General features: G+C 45.1%; 17 protein-coding genes and 2 pseudogenes. 18 read left to right on the top strand and 1 reads right to left on the bottom strand.

The genetic code is table 11. The annotated features are described in order from the left end of the window. Nucleotides 1–19: 19 nt before the first annotated feature. From QFZ72_RS27460 to mdh, 16 genes and pseudogenes are all read left to right on the top strand, one after another. Nucleotides 20–202 (top strand): annotated as a pseudogene (locus QFZ72_RS27460) (ethanolamine ammonia-lyase light chain EutC); the annotation flags it as partial. Nucleotides 203–278: 76 nt separating this feature from the next. Further along, complete coding sequence (locus QFZ72_RS27455) at nucleotides 279–1,739, top strand: sensor histidine kinase (RefSeq protein ID WP_307440134.1); 1,461 nt, start codon at nucleotides 279–281, stop codon at nucleotides 1,737–1,739. Then, on the top strand, nucleotides 1,714–2,286 hold the full coding sequence (locus QFZ72_RS27450; RefSeq protein ID WP_307440132.1) for an ANTAR domain-containing response regulator: 573 nt from the start codon (nucleotides 1,714–1,716) through the stop codon (nucleotides 2,284–2,286). The genes QFZ72_RS27455 and QFZ72_RS27450 overlap by 26 nt, the downstream gene beginning before the upstream one ends. Nucleotides 2,287–2,448: 162 nt before the next feature. After that, complete coding sequence (gene eutH, locus QFZ72_RS27445; RefSeq protein WP_307440130.1) at nucleotides 2,449–3,720, top strand: ethanolamine utilization protein EutH; 1,272 nt, start codon at nucleotides 2,449–2,451, stop codon at nucleotides 3,718–3,720. Between the two features lie 12 nt (nucleotides 3,721–3,732). Next, nucleotides 3,733–4,074 carry an ethanolamine utilization microcompartment protein EutS gene (eutS, locus tag QFZ72_RS27440; RefSeq protein WP_307440128.1) on the top strand — a complete coding sequence of 114 codons (342 nt, stop codon included), beginning with the start codon at nucleotides 3,733–3,735 and terminating at the stop codon, nucleotides 4,072–4,074. Nucleotides 4,075–4,088: 14 nt separating this feature from the next. Then, nucleotides 4,089–4,598 carry a EutP/PduV family microcompartment system protein gene (locus QFZ72_RS27435; RefSeq protein WP_307440126.1) on the top strand — a complete coding sequence of 170 codons (510 nt, stop codon included), beginning with the start codon at nucleotides 4,089–4,091 and terminating at the stop codon, nucleotides 4,596–4,598. Between the two features lie 125 nt (nucleotides 4,599–4,723). After that, nucleotides 4,724–6,172: an ethanolamine ammonia-lyase reactivating factor EutA gene (locus tag QFZ72_RS27430; RefSeq protein ID WP_307440125.1), complete on the top strand. Its 1,449-nt coding sequence runs from the start codon at nucleotides 4,724–4,726 to the stop codon at nucleotides 6,170–6,172. Nucleotides 6,173–6,188: 16 nt separating this feature from the next. Next, complete coding sequence (locus QFZ72_RS27425; protein ID WP_307440123.1) at nucleotides 6,189–7,550, top strand: ethanolamine ammonia-lyase subunit EutB; 1,362 nt, start codon at nucleotides 6,189–6,191, stop codon at nucleotides 7,548–7,550. A 17-nt stretch (nucleotides 7,551–7,567) separates the two neighbouring features. Beyond that, entirely contained in the window at nucleotides 7,568–8,503 is a 936-nt protein-coding gene (gene eutC, locus QFZ72_RS27420) for an ethanolamine ammonia-lyase subunit EutC (protein WP_307440121.1), read from the top strand. 2 nt (nucleotides 8,504–8,505) lie between these two features. Next, nucleotides 8,506–9,159, top strand: a complete 654-nt coding sequence (gene eutL / locus QFZ72_RS27415) for an ethanolamine utilization microcompartment protein EutL (protein ID WP_307440119.1) — start codon at nucleotides 8,506–8,508, stop codon at nucleotides 9,157–9,159. A 30-nt stretch (nucleotides 9,160–9,189) separates the two neighbouring features. Continuing rightward, entirely contained in the window at nucleotides 9,190–10,695 is a 1,506-nt protein-coding gene (locus QFZ72_RS27410) for an acetaldehyde dehydrogenase (acetylating) (protein ID WP_307440646.1), read from the top strand. A gap of 23 nt (nucleotides 10,696–10,718) precedes the next feature. Further along, nucleotides 10,719–11,006 (top strand): BMC domain-containing protein, encoded by a 288-nt coding sequence (locus QFZ72_RS27405; RefSeq protein ID WP_307440117.1) that lies wholly within the window; start codon nucleotides 10,719–10,721, stop codon nucleotides 11,004–11,006. A gap of 28 nt (nucleotides 11,007–11,034) precedes the next feature. Beyond that, nucleotides 11,035–11,883, top strand: a complete 849-nt coding sequence (gene pduL, locus QFZ72_RS27400) for a phosphate propanoyltransferase (protein WP_307440115.1) — start codon at nucleotides 11,035–11,037, stop codon at nucleotides 11,881–11,883. A gap of 18 nt (nucleotides 11,884–11,901) precedes the next feature. Continuing rightward, nucleotides 11,902–12,177, top strand: a complete 276-nt coding sequence (locus QFZ72_RS27395; RefSeq protein ID WP_307440113.1) for a EutN/CcmL family microcompartment protein — start codon at nucleotides 11,902–11,904, stop codon at nucleotides 12,175–12,177. Between the two features lies 1 nt (nucleotide 12,178). Further along, a complete protein-coding gene (locus QFZ72_RS27390) occupies nucleotides 12,179–12,535 on the top strand; it encodes a BMC domain-containing protein (RefSeq protein ID WP_307440644.1) in 357 nt (118 codons plus the stop codon). A 37-nt stretch (nucleotides 12,536–12,572) separates the two neighbouring features. After that, entirely contained in the window at nucleotides 12,573–13,508 is a 936-nt protein-coding gene (gene mdh, locus QFZ72_RS27385) for a malate dehydrogenase (protein ID WP_307440111.1), read from the top strand. A 645-nt stretch (nucleotides 13,509–14,153) separates the two neighbouring features. Here mdh and QFZ72_RS27380 read toward each other — a convergent pair. Further along, nucleotides 14,154–14,297: pseudogene (locus QFZ72_RS27380) on the bottom strand (glutathione-dependent formaldehyde dehydrogenase); the annotation flags it as partial. A 438-nt stretch (nucleotides 14,298–14,735) separates the two neighbouring features. Between QFZ72_RS27380 and QFZ72_RS27375 the strand changes: the two are divergent. Next, a complete protein-coding gene (locus QFZ72_RS27375; protein WP_307440109.1) occupies nucleotides 14,736–14,975 on the top strand; it encodes a hypothetical protein in 240 nt (79 codons plus the stop codon). Between the two features lie 683 nt (nucleotides 14,976–15,658). Then, a complete protein-coding gene (locus QFZ72_RS27370; RefSeq protein WP_307440108.1) occupies nucleotides 15,659–17,479 on the top strand; it encodes a sigma-54-dependent Fis family transcriptional regulator in 1,821 nt (606 codons plus the stop codon). Nucleotides 17,480–17,502 lie beyond the last annotated feature (23 nt).

Here is a 17,502-nt window from a genome sequence, read left to right as displayed (position 1 = left end):
AAATTATAATAGTTTAAGTACCTATATGGTTTACCGGCCGAATGAAAAAACAGTGGAAGCTGACCGCACGGTGATTTCTAACATTCATAAAGAAGGGCTGGCACCGGTTGAAGCGGGTGCCCATTTATCCGAACTGATCGGTGAAATGCTCGTGACGGGCTGTACAGGGGTTGCTTTTACACGGAATAATAGCTTGAAATAATGTGTTATTGCCGTCATCATGAAAGTAATCAGCATGTTAAACAGTGCTGCAAAATTCAATGATAAGGTGATTTCATATGAGCGAAACTACACTCGAAAAGATTTGCCATTTATATACAGATTTATCGGACTCAGACATTCAAATTATTGCAGATGTAGCAAAGACGTTGCCTCTGTATGCTGAACTGTTGAACAAGTATATGTTTATTGACTGCATGATGAAATCCAGTGAGCAGGCGGTTGTTGTGGCCGAAGCACTCCCGAGAACACCGGAAGCAGCGTACAAAGAGTCCGTGGTAGGGAAAATTGTGTTCGAAACGTTTGAACCGGGCGTTCATTACAGCCACCGCACCGGGAAAAAGTCAATTCGGCATCGTGCCATTACACAAGAAGGCAAAATGGTTGAGCAAAGTGTCGTGCCCATACGGAATGATCATCATGAAGTGATTGCCACATTGATTATGGAAGCGGAACTCGTTGCTTCTTTTAATATGGTGAATGAGCGGTCGGATATTTCATTTGGCTCAAAAGCGCTCGGGGATCTGCTTGCAGATACGATTGATGATTATCCGATTGTCACAGATCTGCTGATGGAGATCTTTCTCGTCACAGACGCGGATCAGCGGCTTGTGTATGCTAATCCGGCCGGAGTCAGATTTATTCATGAAATGAGCCAAGCGGATGTCGTGCAAAATCAGCCAATTTTAACACTGCTGCCTTTTTTAGCGGACATTCTTGATCATCAGGAAGAGGTTTTTATTTCCGAGTTGTCAATTTTATCTAAAAATCTTGAAGTGAAAAAGGTGAAAATGCACAGCAAAAAAAATGAGCTGAAGGGTATTTTGATTATTATTCAGGATTTGACGGAACTGCGCACGAAAGAAAAAGAACTGATGATGAAATCCGTTGTCATTAAAGAAATTCACCACCGGGTCAAAAATAATTTGCAGACTGTCGCGAGCCTTCTGCGGCTACAGATGCGCAAAGGGTTCCCGACTGAAAGCAAAAGTCATTTTGAAGATACATTAAACCGGATCTTTAGTATTTCATCAGTGTATGAACTGATTTTAGCTAATGAAAATGTGGATGAAGACGATGTCGATATAATTGAATTAACAAGAAAAATCGGCTCGACGATGGTACTGCATGAACTTCATAAAAAAGTAGACTTGATTATTGAGTCAAATGGCAATAAAATATTAACATCCTCCAGAAAAGCGGTTTCTATTGCGTTGATTGTCAATGAACTTGTGCAAAATTCATTGAAGCACGCATTTCCAGGCGAGTTATCCGGCAACATTCATGTCGAATTTTTTTCTCGTAAAAAGTTTGCCGAACTGCACATCCGTGACAACGGCGTCGGGATGTCGGGGGAGTCTTATTCGCTCGGACTTGAAATCGTGCATAATCTCGTTGTGAATGATCTGGCAGGGGAATTTATTTATAAGACCGTTGAAATTGGTACACATGCCGCAATCACGTTCCCACTGAGCCAGGAGGTTGTGATTCATTATGAAAAAACGGATTCTGATCGCTGAAGATGAATCAATTATTCGAATGGATTTGAAAATGATGCTTCTGGATCACGGTTATGAAGTAGTGGGAGAAGCTGGAGACGGAGACCGGGCGATTGAACTTGCTTTTGAGTTAAAGCCGGACCTCGTATTAATGGATATTAAAATGCCGAAAATCAATGGTCTGCAGGCAAGCACCATCATTGGCCGCCAGCTTGATTTGCCGGTTTTTCTCATTACAGCCTACAGTCAGCAGGAGTTCGTAGAAAAATCAAAGCAGGATAACATTGTCGGGTACCTCGTGAAACCTATTTCGGAATCAAATTTGATTCCGGCCATAACGGTCGCTCTTCATCAGGCGGACAAAGCAAAGATGCTTAAGCAGTCAGTCCGGTCCGCACAGGATGAAATTCAAAAGCGAAAGCTAATTGAACGCGCAAAAGGACTTCTGATGGAAAAGAAAAAGCTCTCCGAACAGGAAGCCTATACAACCATCCGACGTGAAAGTATGTCCCGTCAGCTGACAAAGGAGTCGGTTGCGCAGGAAATTATTTTGAAGTATTCGAATTAACAAGTCCATAAGAAAATATTAAGCAAAGGCGCTTAAAGAATAACTTCTTTAGGCGTCTTTTTGTTTTTTAAGGGGGTGGTCGCCGTCATTGGGCAGGGACAAGGCAACGAATAAAGGGTAGAATGATGACGCATGATCACATAAACTGGGGGATGGATTGAAATGGCGTTAGTTGGAACAATTGTCGTTTATATTATTATGGCGTGTGCGCTAGCAGGAGCCATTGCTGCGATACGAAATCCGGATCAGGGGCTCGGAAAAGAGTTCATGGACGGTATTCATACAGTCGGCCACATTTTTGTCCCGGCAGCTGGAATTATGGCATCCATTCCGTACTTGACGATTTTTATTGATAAGCTCGTCGGACCATTGTTTGACCATCTCGGTGCGGATCCGGCGATTGCAGCAACAGCAATTCTCGCATCCGATATGGGCGGATATCAACTGGCGAATGCGCTGAAGGTATCGTATGAAGGCTGGATTATGGCATTGATCGTTGGCTATATGGCCGGAGCCACAATTGTTTTCTCGATTCCGATGGGGCTTGCGATGCTTGATAAACGCGATCATAAGTATATGGCACTTGGCATCATGTCAGGCGTATTGACGATTCCGATCGGAGCGTTTATTTCAAGCGTATTGGTTGTTTTGTTTAACACAGACATCCGGACAGAAATCAGCACGACCGCAGATTCAACCCATGAATTCGCACTGGCATACGGGCAAATTTTCATCAATTTATTGCCGCTTCTCCTATTCGTCGTCGCTATTGCGGCGGGACTAAAATTTTTCCCGCGGATGATGATTAGTGGCTTTATGATTTTCGGACGGGTGATGGACGCGTTTATTAAACTGGTTCTCGTTTTCTCGATCATCGAAATTTTTACAGGAATCTTTTCGACGATTTTCGGAGGATGGGGCTTCCATCCGATTATGGCGGATGAAAAAGATCAGTTCCGTGCCCTTGAAACAGCAGGTTATATAGGTATCATGCTTGCCGGCGCCTTCCCGATGGTGTATTTGCTCCGTAAATATGCAGCAACACCGCTTGAAGCAGGCGGCCGTAAACTTGGTTTATCTTCTACCGGAAGTGCAGGGCTTCTGGCAACGATCGCAAACATTCTCGCTATGTTCCAGCTCGTTCGTTACATGCCGCCAAAAGACAAAGTTATTAATATTTCATTTGCAGTATGTTCCGCCTTTTTGCTCGGGGACCATTTATCTTTTACCGCCAACTTTCAGCCGAATTTGATCTTGCCGGTTATTGCCGGCAAATTTTTAGCGGGTGTCTGTGCGATCGCATTCGCGTACTGGCTGTCCGTTCCAACAGCATTGAAACTCGAAGCGCAGGACCGCGCGGACGGAACGATTAAAGCAAGCGAATATCTCGAGGAACAGAATGTCGAATATCTCGAAGAAGAACTGAAAGCTTAAAGGAGGTTCAGTATGGCAGAAGAAAAAAAGCGGTTTATACAGGAATTCGTTCCAGGGAAACAGCTGACGCTCAGCCATTTGATTGCCAATCCCGACCCGGATATGTTCCAAAAGTTAGGCATTCAGCAGGCGGGAGCACTCGGTATTTTAACATTGACCCCAAGTGAAACCGTGATTATTGCCGGGGATCTGGCGACGAAAGCGGCGAATGTTAATATCGGGTTTTTAGACCGTTTTACCGGCAGTCTCGTCATTGTCGGCAGCGTGTCGGAAGTGGAAATGGCCATGCAGGAGATTAACAGGTTTTTATCTGAAAAGCTCGGTTACACACCAGCCCCAATCACAAAATCTTAAAGGGGGTAGATATTATGCAAAACAGAGCCATGCTGATCGGTTCTGTCGGTGGAGGGAAATCCACACTGACAAACGCGCTTCTCGGAAAAAAAGTGCCGGCATTTAAAACGCAGTCTCTCCATTACTACGACTGGATTGTCGATACGCCGGGAGAATACACGGAGAATCCGATGTTTTACAAAAACATTATGGCGACGTCTTTAGAAGTCACGCATGTGATGTATTTACAGGACGCGACCGGAGAAAAGATGATTTTCCCACCTAATTTCAGCTCCGGCATCCCAAAGCTTCCAATCGGCATCGTCACAAAATCAGATCATCCTGACGCGAAAATTGCGGAAGCGCTTGAAAAGCTGAAACAGACGATTTCAACAGGGCCGATTGTGATCAGTTCGGCTATGAAAGGAACTGGTCTTGGTCATATCAGGGCTCTTGCAGATATGGATACTATGGAAGAAATGAAAGCGTATGCAATGGAGCAGGATGACGGACTGATTGTATTTTATGATAGCCTTTACATTTAAGAAAAGGTCTGCTATATTTACACTATCAAAAAGTAAATAATTCCGGCAAAGGCGCCTTTACAGCTCGACGAAATACTCGTCGGGTTCGTAAGGCGCCTTTTTTGATGGGGAAAAGAGGTGTGCGAATGGCCGGATTTCAATCGAAGCAGGAAACGATCATCAGCGCCGGTATTGATATCGGCACGAGCACTACAAAAATCATTATCAGCCGCTTTTCATTAATGAATACTGCGGGAAGTACACATGTCCCGCGCATTGAAATTGTCGACAAAGAAATTTTATATAAAAGTCCTATTTTCCGAACGCCGCTCATAGATGCTTCGACCATTGATGTGGCGGGCGTGGAAAAAATAATCCGCTCGCAGTACGAGGTAGCAGGTGTGCAGTCATCAGATATCGAAACAGGGGCTGTAATTATTACCGGTGAAACCGCGACAAAGCAAAATGCACGTGAAATGGTTCATCACCTGTCCGGCGAAGCCGGCGACTTTCTCGTGGCGACAGCCGGACCTGACTTAGAAGGCATAATCGCCGCTAAAGGATCCGGTGCCTATGACTACTCGGTGAAAACCGGACAAGTGACGGCAAACATCGACATCGGCGGCGGTACAGCGAACATAGCCGTTTTTAAACGGGAGAAATTGCTAGGTACGTGTACGCTGCATATCGGCGGACGGCTCATTGAGTTTAGTGACGGGATAGTCAAATCGATTTCACCACCGGTTCAGCGGCTTATTGAACAGGAAGGCTGGACGCTGAAAACAGGGGATTCGATTCAGCACCCTTGTATTGGCAATGTGACTGAATTTATGGCGGAGTCGATGGCACGTATTTTGGCGAATGAACCCGTTTCAAAAGATGATGTACTGCTCCTTGGCCATCAGCCAAATTGGGAAGCACCGGTTGAAGCCGTTATGTTTTCCGGTGGCATATCAGAATGCATGTATAAGCAGGAATCACCGAAGCCATCTGACATTGCGTACAGCGATATCGGAGTGAAGCTGGCAGCGGCTTTGCAATATAATAAAGCACTTACAAAATGGAGCTGGGTCGAACCTGAAGAAACGGTGCGGGCGACGGTGCTCGGCGCCGGAACCCAGACGACCGAAATAAGCGGTGCAACGATCCAGGTGACGTCCGATGAGCTGCCTGTCAAAAATATACCTGTATACAAATTCTCGTTTAAAGAAGGACTTGAAAGCGGGTTCGCCCAATTTGAACAGTCTTTTAAGGAAGCCATCGACATATACGATTCGTTTCAGGAAGGGCAAAATTTCGTTCTTTATTTAGCAGATTTGCCATACATGGGCTTTAAAGATATTCAAACATTGGCAAAAGAAATTGTAAACGTGATGGAACTGCGGCATGATCCGGAGCAGCCGATTTTGCTCGTTGTGCAAACCGATCACGCAAAAGTGCTCGGTCAGACATTGCACGCGATGAATGCGAGGCAGAGCGTCATCTGCATTGATCAGATTAATGTCGATCATGGGGACTATATGGACATCGGACGCGCTCTGCAGTCCGAGGTTGTGCCGGTCGTCGTCAAAACATTAACGTTCCATTCGTCATAAAGGAGGCATAAGCAGCTTGAAGCTAAAAACGACGCTTGGCGGCGAAGTATATCACTTCACCGATTTAAAAGAAGTGTTTGCGAAAGCAAATGAAGAAAAGTCCGGCGACCGTCTGGCGGGGCTGGCAGCGGAAACGGTGCAGGAACGTATCGCCGCAAAAACAGTTCTCAGTGACATTACGCTCGCTGATATACGCAGCAATCCGTTTTTGCCGGCGGATCAGGATGAAGTATCCGCCATTATTGAAGGCGATGTAAACGAAAAGATTTATTCGCAGATGAAAAATTGGAGCGTCGCGGAACTGCGCGAATACATTTTAAGCAATGACACAGGCGACAGAGAGCTGAAGCGGATCAGCAAAGGGCTGAACAGCGAAATGATTGCAGCGGCCACAAAGCTGATGTCGAATCTGGACCTCGTTCATGCGGCAAACAAAATCGAGATTTTAACAACTTGCAACATTACGATCGGCCATAAAGGCACGCTTTCATCAAGGCTGCAGCCGAACCATCCAACCGACAATGTCGATGGGATGATCGCATCGCTAAAAGACGGTCTATCGTACGGAATTGGTGACGCGCTTATTGGCATTAATCCGGTTGATGATTCCGTTGAAAGTGTTAAGCGGCTTCTGCACGCGACATACGATTTTATTCAAGAATGGAAGATTCCGACGCAAAACTGTGTACTTGCCCATGTGACGACGCAGATGAAAGCAATCGAACAGGGTGCACCGGCAGATATGATTTTCCAAAGTATCGCCGGAACAGAAGCAGCAAACCGTTCATTCGGCATTTCTGCTGAGTCGATTGCGGAAGCAAATGAGTTGGCGAAACGACAGGGAACAGGTACCGGTCCGCAGCATATGTACTTTGAAACGGGGCAGGGTTCAGAATTGTCCGCGGAAGCGCATTTTGGCATTGACCAGCTGACGCTCGAATCAAGAAACTACGGCTTTGCCCGCCACTATGACCCGTATATCGTCAACACGGTCGTCGGTTTTATCGGTCCGGAATATTTGTATAACAGCAAGCAGGTCATCCGGGCAGGTCTTGAAGATCACTTTATGGGCAAAATGCACGGCATTCCGATGGGCGTTGACATCTGCTACACGAACCACATAAAAGCCGATCAAAATGACATTGAAGACCTCGGTGTTTTACTGACGGCGGCCGGTGTGAACTTCATTATCGCCACGCCAATGGGCGACGACTGCATGCTGAACTACCAGTCGATGAGCTATCACGATGTGGCCACATTAAACCAGATATTTGGCAAAACACCGGCACCGATTTTTCTTGAGTGGCTTGAAAAAATGGGCATATACGAAAATGGACGCCTTGGTCCAAACGCCGGTAACATTTCATTATTTTCATGAAAAGGGGGTGAATGTTGATGAATGAAAAGCTCATTCAAACCATTACAAAGCTTGTCGTTGAGAAATTACAGTCTAGCGAATCGCATAAAAAGAAAGAAATATCCGTGCAGCTTCGCAGTGAAAAACCAAACGGCGCGCTCATTGAATCGGCTTCGGCAAAAGAAGAAGGCGGTAAGGTCACCTTTCACAAAACGATGCCAAAAAAACAGCAGTTGAAACAAATGAAGAAGGAAACAGTCTCAAAAGAAGCTAAGTTGGCGGCGGAATTGCAAATGAAAACACCGGCACGCATTGCAGTCGGCCGAGCAGGATCAAGACCGAAAACGAGTACATGGCTTCAATTTCGTTTTGATCATGCGGCAGCGGTTGATGCTGTATACGGAGAAGTATCGGCCGAGCTGCTAAAGGAGCTAGATTTATTTCAGGTGCAGACACGTGTCAAAGATAAAGAAGAATATATTCGCCGCCCGGATCTTGGCCGGAAATTATCCGATGAAGCAAAAGAGATGATTAAAAAGAAATGCAAGTCTTTACCAAGCGTGCAAATTATCGTCTCTAATGGGTTGAGTGCAAAAGCGATTGAGGAAAACGCGGAAGATGTGTATTTATCTCTCGTTCAGTCACTCGGAAATTTAGGCATTCAGACGGGAACACCTTTTTACGTCGATAAAGGACGCGTTGCCTTAATGGATGAAATCGGCGAAATCCTTCAGCCGGATGTGGTCATTTTGCTGATCGGTGAACGGCCAGGACTTGTTTCAGCTGAGTCACTCAGCGCGTATTTATGCTATAAGCCGCGCTTCGGGACGATAGAAGCGGATCGGATGGTTGTATCGAACATTCATAAAGGTGGCATCCCCCCTGTTGAAGCAGGCGCCTATCTTGGCACACTCATTCAAAAAATTCTGAAATATGAAGCGAGCGGTGTTTTGCTCGTGAAAAAGGAGGGCTGATCATGACGGCACATAAAATTTTCGCAGAGTTGCCGGCCATTCAAGTCATTCCAAATGTCGATGCAGCACTTGCTGAGAAGCTCAAATTACAGCCATACCAGCGAAGCATCGCGTTATTTACATCAACGATTGATGATATAGGATATACAGCGGCGGATGAAGCAACGAAAAAAGCGGACGTCGATGTCGTCTACGCAAAAAGCTTTTATGCAGGCGCCACACATGCATCCGGTCCACTTTCAGGCGAATTTATCGCAATTCTCGCCGGACCGTCGCCGGAAGAAGTGAAAAGCGCGCTCGACGCCGTACAGATTAAAGTGAAAAGCGACGCGTATTTTGAAGCGATTAACGGTGATCCAGGCCATTCCTTTTACGCGCATACGATTTCAAGAAGCGGCACTTTTTTATCAAAGCTTGCAGGTGTGACGGAGGGAGAGGCGCTTGCTTACTTAATTGCCCCACCGGTTGAGGCCACAATTGGCCTCGATGCCGCGTTAAAGGCAGCAGATGTTCAGCTTTGTGAATGGGTTGCGCCGCCATCAGAAACAAACTTTAGCGGCGGGCTGCTGACAGGAAGCCAGTCCGCGTGCCAGGCAGCAGCAGATGCATTCCGTCAGACAGTGCTGACCATGGCCGCCGCACCGAAAAGCTATTAACAGAAAGGAGTGAGACAGGTGACCATCACGATGGATAAAGATTTACTGGCGATTCAGGAAATGCGTACCGCCGTGAAAAATGCGAAAAGCGCTCAGCAAAAGTACATGTCCTTTTCACAGGAACAGGTTGATCGTATCGTCAAAGCCGTAGCGGACGCCGCCTATGCAAAATCCGCTGAACTCGGCAAAATGGCTGTTGAAGAAACGGGAATGGGCGTACCTGAACATAAAACAATTAAAAATGAAGTCGGGTCAAAAGCCGTTTATGAAAGCATTAAGGACTTAAAAACAGTCGGTGTTGTCGGCGAAGATAAAGTGAAAAAAGTGGTTGAAATCGCTGCGCCATTCGGTGTTGTGGCAGCGATCATTCCGACAACGAACCCGACATCCACTGCGTTTTTCAAAACATTAATCTCATTGAAAACGAGAAATGCGGTTGTTGTCAGTCCGCATCCGTACGCGGTGAAATGTACAGATGCGGCCTTGAAAGTATGCGAGGAAGCCGCCGTTGAAGCCGGCGCGCCGCCAGGGCTCATTCAATGCCTGACGAAGTCATCAATGGAAGCAACACAAAAGCTAATGACGCACCAAGATGTAAACGTTATTTTAGCGACCGGCGGCAGCGCGCTTGTGCAGTCGGCATACAGCTCTGGCAAACCGGCATACGGTGTTGGACCGGGCAATGTGCCGGTTTACATCGAACGTACTGCTAAAATCGAAAAAGCAGTTGAAAACATTGTCAACAGCAAGTCATTCGATTATGGCACAATCTGTGCGACCGAGCAGGCGATTGTTGTTGATCATAACGTGAAGGAACGTGTGCTCAGAGAACTGAAGAAAAATGGTGCCTACGTGTTAAACGCAGAAGAAAAAGAGAAAATGGGAAAAGCCATTTCGTTGGCGCCGGGCAAGATCAACCCAAAAATTGTTGGCAAAAGCCCGCAGTCGATTGCGGATCTTGCCGGGATTACTATTCCAGAAGGCACACGTGTCATCATCGGTGAAGAAACGGAAATTGGCAAAGACGTCCCGTTCTCAATGGAAAAATTGTCACCAGTTTTTGCGATGTATACCGCCCGCGACGGCAACCATGCAAAAGAGCTTTGCCTGTCGCTTTTATATCTCGGTGGCCGCGGCCATAGCTTGTCGCTTCACACTGAAAATGATGATGTCGCCCGGGAATTTGCTATTGATATGCCGGTGTCCCGAATTCTTGTCAATACGATGTCGTCAGTTGGTGCTGTTGGCGGTACGACCGGACTTTTGCCATCGATGACACTCGGCTGCGGCACGTTCGGCGGCAATATTACTTCGGATAACGTATCCGCGAAGCATTTGCTGAATATTAAACGAATGGCGTATGGCATTAAAGAAGTGGACTTGCCAAAGCAAACAACAACAGTTTCGTCAAAAAACAGCGACGCGACAGAAGACATTGTAAAAGAAGTATTGAAATCAATGAACGGTGCGCCGGACGTTGATCCGAAGATGGTCAGCAAACTTGTCAGCCAGATCGTTAAAGAAATTCTAAAATAAATCATTTATTAGGAGGAAACAAGATGAATAGAGAAGGTACAGCATTAGGAATGATTGAAACAAAAGGTCTTATAGGTTCCATTGAAGCAGCAGATGCGATGGTAAAAGCAGCAAGCGTAAACCTAGTAGGAAAAGTACATGTTGGAGGCGGGATTGTAACAGTTCTTGTCCGAGGTGACGTTGGTGCGGTGAAAGCCGCAACAGAAGCTGGCGCAGCAGCAGCAGAGCGCGTAGGCGAATTGCTGTCTGTCCACGTTATTCCAAGACCTCATAACGAACTGGAAATGATTTTGCCGAAAGAACAAAACTAAGCATGTTTCATAGAAAGGCGTGAACTAAATGGACAGGCAAATGATTGAACGCATCGTCGCCGACGTAATGGCGCAGCTTGGACAAACAACCGTCCCTGCGCCTCCGGACGGCACGATTCCCGTAGCCGTTTCAGCCCGTCACGTTCACTTGTCGCCTGAGCATGTGGAAGGGTTGTTCGGCAAAGGGTACGAACTGGCGAAAAAAAGCAATTTGTCCCAGCCCGGCCAGTTTGCGGCCAATGAGACGGTTGTAATTGCGGGTCCAAAAGGGAGTCTTGAGCGTGTCCGCGTGCTCGGCCCTTCCCGCAAGCTTACACAGGCAGAAATCAGCTGGACCGATGCGACGAAAATTGGCGTCCGCCCCCCGCTCCGGGAATCCGGTGACATAAAAGGGTCCGCACCGCTAACGCTCATTGGCCCGGCAGGAAGCCTTACGCTTTCTGAAGGACTGATTATTGCTCAGGCACATATTCACATGTCTCCTCAGGACGCACAGCGTTTTAACGTGCAGAACGGTGAATTCGTGACCGTGAAAATAAGCGGTGAGCGCCCATTATCGATTGAAAAAGTGCTCATTCGCGTATCTGAACGGTACCGGCTTGAAATGCATATCGATACAGACGAAGCAAATGCAGGATTTATTACGTCCCGCGCACCGGGAACAATCATAAACGAAAGTGCAGGTGTGCAGGCAGTGTCTCCTCCTTCTTTTCAGCCGGTCAGGCAGGCATATGAATTTAAGCAAAAGCTGTTATCACGTGAACATGTGCAGTCAATAGAGGAAGCGGAAATTATCGTTCGAAAAGGTACGATTGTTACACCGCTTGCTATAGACACTGCCCGGGAGCTGGGCAAAGATATTACGTTCACTAAATAAAGAATAGGTGATGCAGTCATGCGTATTGGAAAAGTAATCGGAAATGTGTGGGCGACGCGAAAAGAAGAAGGTCTTCAGGGGCTGAAGCTGCTCATCGTCCAGCCGATTCAGCCAGATGGAGAATATGTAACACACCCGATTGTGGCAGCGGACCGCATTGGGGCCGGTATTGGCGATCGAGTTCTCGTGACAAGCGGCGGGTCCTCCCGGTTTATTATGCGGGAAAATCCGATCCCAATTGATGCGGTCATCATCGGCATTATCGATTCTATGGAAGTCGAAAGAGGTGAATAACATGAGTCAGGCAGTTGGAATGGTCGAGACAATGGGACTGATCGGCTCGATCGAAGCGGCCGATGCCATGGTCAAAGCATCAAATGTCCGCATTGTCAGACAGGAAAACGTCGATGGCGGTCTCGTCACGATTATCGTTGAAGGTGATGTCGGTGCGGTACAGGCAGCAGTGGATGCAGGAAAGGAAGCAGCCAAGCGAGTCGGCCAGTTGGTGGGGGTACACGTTATCCCACGTCCAGATCCGTCCGTTCATAATATGATGTCACCAAAAGAACCGGTCTCGGATCAAAAAGAATTGCTGGCAAAAAGCCGGACACCGCGTGTGCAAAAACCCGATAAAAAACAAGAAGATCAGTAGTAAACGAAATACATAAAGCAGGAGAGGAGGATTTCGATTGGCTTTTCAACGAACGAAAATTGCCGTCATCGGCGCGGGCTACACAGGGGCAACGGTGGCGTTAATGACGGCTCAAAAAGAACTGGGAGATGTTATACTGCTTGATATTCCCGAGCAGGAAAATCCGACAAAAGGAAAAGCGCTCGATATGCTGGAAACCGGCCCGATTCAGCGTTTTAACTCAAAAATTACCGGCACATCAAACTATGAAGACATTCAAGATGCCGATCTCGTCATTATCACCGCTGGCGTCGCGCGTAAGCCGGGCATGAGCCGGGATGATCTTGTATCAACGAATGCGAAAGTAATGCGCCACGTATCGGAGCAGGTGAAGAAGTTTGCGCCGGACAGTTATATTCTTGTTCTGAGTAACCCGGTGGATGCGATGACCTACGTCTGCTACAAGACAACCGGTTTTCCGAAAAATCGTGTCATCGGCCAGTCAGGCGTGCTCGATACAGCTCGTTTTAATACATTTGTCGCAGAAGAATTAAACATTTCTGTTGAAGACATTTCTGGATTTGTGCTTGGCGGTCACGGTGATGATATGGTTCCGCTAGTCCGCTATTCGTATGCAGGCGGTATTCCACTTGAGAAAATTATTTCGAAAGAGAGGATGGATGCGATTGTGGAACGGACTCGAAAAGGCGGCGGTGAGATTGTTTCACTGCTTGGCAACGGAAGTGCGTATTATGCCCCTGCTGCAGCACTTGTACAAATGGCTGAAGCCATCGTCCGGGATAAAAAAAGGATTTTGCCTTCCATTGCGTATCTGGAGGGCGAATACGGCTACAGTGATTTATATTTAGGCGTTCCAACAGTGATTGGCGGCGATGGAATTGAGAGTGTCATCGAACTTCCGCTCACGCTGGATGAAAAAGCTGCACTTGACCAATCTGTTCAGTCGGTGAAGAGTGTAATTAATATCTTATAAGAAAAAGCGGTCTTGAGCAGAAAGCCAAGACTGCTTTTTGGTCTGTCTCCTACCAAGTAATTCCTTCTTGCGTTCGTAAAAGTTTTAAATTATTTACGAACGTTCTTCGTTTTGCTGATACAAACTGATTGATTTGTTGGTTCATAATCATTTTGATTTTTTTCTTTCCAGGTAAATGGAGAGTTATTGCAGGGAAGTATCCGGTAATGGCAAGTAGTGAGAGGGCATCATATAATTCTCTTCTTTTTCATCTCCTATACCTTAATAATTTCCAAACGAAGCCTTCACCAATTCCCCGTAAGAACCATTTTTTAGATGCCAAGCACACATACATCTAGAGGTGATGTTATGCTTAATACAAAGATTGCACAGCAAATTGCAGAAAAAAAAAGTAAAATTTGCGGCCATAATATCGTAATTATTGATTGTTTAGGAATCATTAACGCATCAATTTGGAAGCTAAACCGCCTATTTTAATAAAGGTATGTTGGTAAAGGTAAGGAAAAGTTTTACAAATGTCATAGTACACATTACCGCAACAAATCGTAAAGCAAGAAAGAACTAATAAATATTGTTTAACACAAGAATAAATGATCATGGTCAAAAGAAAAAGACGATGAATAAACAGCATGAAAAGGTTACATAAACAACATCCCCTGGATTTAACATACCCTCTGCTATTAGATTATAAAGGCCGCGGCATATATGAAATTACTGGGGCCTGTCCAGTTTTAATGTTCACATTTCTCTGGAATATATCTCCCATAGGAAAGAGTTATAACGACCTCCATCTATTAAATAATTTGTATTTAACAACAAGAATAAAATATATATCAATGTTGTTGTTGTTTTAAACATATAAATATATAATAATTGTTTAGGCTTCCGCTTTTCATTGTATATGAGAGCAGAAGGGGTTTGATTATGAAACGAATAAATCAAGTCAAATGCTTGATATTAACTGAAACTTTCAGTCTTCAGCAACTTCTGAATGGTATACGTCCTTGCAACTCTAAAGGGTAGGATATTTTTTTTTCACTAAGATATGGATAGGAAAATAACAGCCTCCCTTAGAAATATTACGGGGATGTTTTCAATAGATTCGTTCAAAATTTCAAAATAATTAACAAGAATCATATTAAAGAAATGCCGCGCATAAATTGTATAAAACAATAAGAAAGTGCGGTGTTTTTGTGTTTATTAATGCTGATAGTTAAGAGCGAAATGATGAACGGTCAGATTTATCTGACTATTAATGGCATATTCCATGCTATTAAGGACGTTGAATGTTATAACTGTAAACTAATCGTTCATTTGGATAACAAAAATAGAAAAAATTTAACAGATATGATTCTTCTTAATGTTATTTCAGGGTTTTATGAATCGGTTAAAGGTTATAATGTGGAAGTTGGGGACGCAATAACGGATATCGCTATAAATCACGTATATCTTAAAAAAATTGCTTAACTATACAGAAAAACATAGGTACAAATACTTTCATAAGTACTTCTGCTTTTTTACTTGTTTTTTAGTGATTAATAATGACATGTATCCAATGGAAATGAAAAAAGTTTCTTTGCATTTTCCTGAACGATGTTAAGAGAACAAGAGCTAGGTTATACATGTGAAATATGAAAAAGAAGGGGCCATCACTCTTTCATATATTGAGAAGGCAGATAAAGACAAACATATGAAATTAGGTCTAGCCACACTGAAATAAGAGTAGAGGCATTGTGAATTCCGCAATGCCTCTTTTTCGATATTGGCTCTAAACTGGAAGGTGCAGACTGAGGTACAACCCAACGTTTTGACGCTGATCTATACATGTAAGTAAAAGAATCTGTCACTCAAGTTTTGTTGGGAGAATAATAATAGACGTTAAGTGATCTCTCCGACTACATGGCTGGTTGCACGAGAGGTAAATTATTTATTTACTTGCGTAGTTTTATGTGGAAAAAGACGATGTTTTTTACAACTCCGCTCGAGATGGCGCTAGCGATTTTGTTGTTTATCACTCGTGATGTTGGCTAAAGTGTCCTGTGTAATGGACAGATGTCTAAAAATAATACAATTTCTGAATATTTTGTGTATAATGAAGCCAACCCGGTAGTTTGTTTTGAAGAAGGCTGCCGATTTTGGAGGTCTGAGAAATGATTGTAGATCATAAAAAAAGTGCTGAAGCAAATTATGACAAAGTGAAAAATGAAGAGTCCGTATATAAATGGATGACACCGAATCCGATTACCTTGCTGGGAACCCAAACATTACGTGAGGCGATTTCCCTACTCGAAACCCATCAAATTGATGGGTTGCCTGTCATATCGCCAGATCGACATGTTATCGGCCTAATTACAAAGTCTGGATTGATGAAATGCTTTACAGAAGGAAGATCCCCAGATACGGTTGTTGCTGAAGTGATGAATACGTCTATTGTTGTGATAGGGCCACAACATTCGATTTCGGATGCTTGGAAAATTCCTGTAGGGCGCTTGCCTGTTGTGGACGAACAAGGGTGTCTAGTCGGGATCTTAACCAGGACGGATATTCTTCATTCATATTTTCATTGCCTGGCGCAACTGCAGGAGACCGTTCATACGGCAGAAACATTAAGTGTTATTTTGGAAAGCGCTTACGAAGGGATCGCTGTCATTGATTCAGCTGGAGTCGTCCATGAATTTAACGACGCTTATTGCCGTTTTATCGGCAAAAGCAGAGAAGAAGTGATTGGAAAGCATGTGACCGAGGTCATTGATAATACACGCTTGCATATTGTTAGTGTTACCGGAGTGGAGGAAAGAGGTTATATCCAGCGCATACAAGGTCAGGATATGGTCGTTCACCGCATTCCAATCCGAAAAGACGGAAAAGTGATCGGAGCAATCGGGATGCTTATTTTTGAAGGGGTAAGCGAGCTATATAACATCCTAGGTCGGATGCAGGAATTATCGCGTAAAGTGGCCAATAACGGTCTGCTTTCCCAGGAACATCTAAAGATTAACGGTTATTTTGAGAGAATCATTGGAAACAGTGAAGCGATCCTCTCTGTAAAAAAGACTGCAAAGAAAGCATCAGCCACTCCTTCTACAGTCTTGATCACAGGAGAAAGCGGAACGGGCAAAGAGCTTTTTGCCGAAGCGATTCATCAGTTAAGTCCTTTTGCGGAAGGTCCTTTTATCAGCGTAAATTGCGCGGCTATCCCAGAAAACCTGCTTGAAGCGGAGTTATTTGGCTATGAAGAAGGTTCATTTACTGGCGCGCGCAAGGGTGGAAAGCCCGGGAAATTCGAGGTGGCGCACAAAGGGACGTTGTTTCTCGATGAAATAGGGGACATGCCAATGCCGATGCAGGCAAAAATTCTCCGTGTGCTGCAAGATCGCGGAGTGGAACGTGTTGGCGGAGTATCACGGCAGCAGGTGGACGTGCGCATCGTCGCAGCAACCAACCGGGATCTCGAAGACATGGTCAAAAAAGGGACCTTCCGAGAAGACATGTATTACCGCCTGAACATTATCCGGTTGAACCTTCCACCGCTGCGTGAAAGAAAAGAAGACATTCCCGCCTTGCTCTCGCATCACCTTTCCGCGTTTTGTGAAAAGTTCAACATGCCTCAAAAGTTCTTTTCGCCAGAAGCCATGAAATTACTATGTGAATACGGTTGGCCAGGGAATATTAGGGAGCTTCTTAATACGATTGAAATGCTTGTCAGTTTAGCAGAAAACCAGGAAATTACCGCAGACGACCTGCCTGCCCATTTTCTCAGCCATCCTATACCCGCAGATTTGCCCAGCCAATTGGATACTAAGCAGAATGTGCTAGATGAATTGAAAGAAAGGATCTGGAGCAGTGAAAGGGATGCCATCATTAAAGCACTTTCTGAGACGAATGGAAATAAAGCGTCGGCAGCACGAAACCTTGGCATTCAGCGGTCAACTCTCTATGAAAAATTAAAAAAGTACAACCTATTGAAGTGAAGTGTCAGAAAATCGGACATAAT

The organism is Bacillus sp. V2I10, assembly GCF_030817055.1.
Classification (GTDB): domain Bacteria; phylum Bacillota; class Bacilli; order Bacillales; family Bacillaceae; genus Bacillus_P.
This window is presented reverse-complemented; position numbering and strand designations above follow the sequence as displayed.

What these genes read in the sequence shown, in the direction of transcription:
- QFZ72_RS27455 (WP_307440134.1), top strand. Translation starts at nt 279, where the DNA reads ATGAGCGAAACTACACTCGAAAAGATTTGCCATTTATATACAGATTTA.
- QFZ72_RS27450 (WP_307440132.1), top strand. Translation starts at nt 1,714, where the DNA reads ATGAAAAAACGGATTCTGATCGCTGAAGATGAATCAATTATTCGAATG.
- eutH (WP_307440130.1), top strand. Translation starts at nt 2,449, where the DNA reads ATGGCGTTAGTTGGAACAATTGTCGTTTATATTATTATGGCGTGTGCG.
- eutS (WP_307440128.1), top strand. Translation starts at nt 3,733, where the DNA reads ATGGCAGAAGAAAAAAAGCGGTTTATACAGGAATTCGTTCCAGGGAAA.
- QFZ72_RS27435 (WP_307440126.1), top strand. Translation starts at nt 4,089, where the DNA reads ATGCAAAACAGAGCCATGCTGATCGGTTCTGTCGGTGGAGGGAAATCC.
- QFZ72_RS27430 (WP_307440125.1), top strand. Translation starts at nt 4,724, where the DNA reads ATGGCCGGATTTCAATCGAAGCAGGAAACGATCATCAGCGCCGGTATT.
- eutC (WP_307440121.1), top strand. Translation starts at nt 7,568, where the DNA reads ATGAATGAAAAGCTCATTCAAACCATTACAAAGCTTGTCGTTGAGAAA.
- eutL (WP_307440119.1), top strand. Translation starts at nt 8,506, where the DNA reads ATGACGGCACATAAAATTTTCGCAGAGTTGCCGGCCATTCAAGTCATT.
- QFZ72_RS27410 (WP_307440646.1), top strand. Translation starts at nt 9,190, where the DNA reads ATGGATAAAGATTTACTGGCGATTCAGGAAATGCGTACCGCCGTGAAA.
- QFZ72_RS27405 (WP_307440117.1), top strand. Translation starts at nt 10,719, where the DNA reads ATGAATAGAGAAGGTACAGCATTAGGAATGATTGAAACAAAAGGTCTT.
- pduL (WP_307440115.1), top strand. Translation starts at nt 11,035, where the DNA reads ATGGACAGGCAAATGATTGAACGCATCGTCGCCGACGTAATGGCGCAG.
- QFZ72_RS27395 (WP_307440113.1), top strand. Translation starts at nt 11,902, where the DNA reads ATGCGTATTGGAAAAGTAATCGGAAATGTGTGGGCGACGCGAAAAGAA.
- QFZ72_RS27390 (WP_307440644.1), top strand. Translation starts at nt 12,179, where the DNA reads ATGAGTCAGGCAGTTGGAATGGTCGAGACAATGGGACTGATCGGCTCG.
- QFZ72_RS27375 (WP_307440109.1), top strand. Translation starts at nt 14,736, where the DNA reads ATGAACGGTCAGATTTATCTGACTATTAATGGCATATTCCATGCTATT.
- QFZ72_RS27370 (WP_307440108.1), top strand. Translation starts at nt 15,659, where the DNA reads ATGATTGTAGATCATAAAAAAAGTGCTGAAGCAAATTATGACAAAGTG.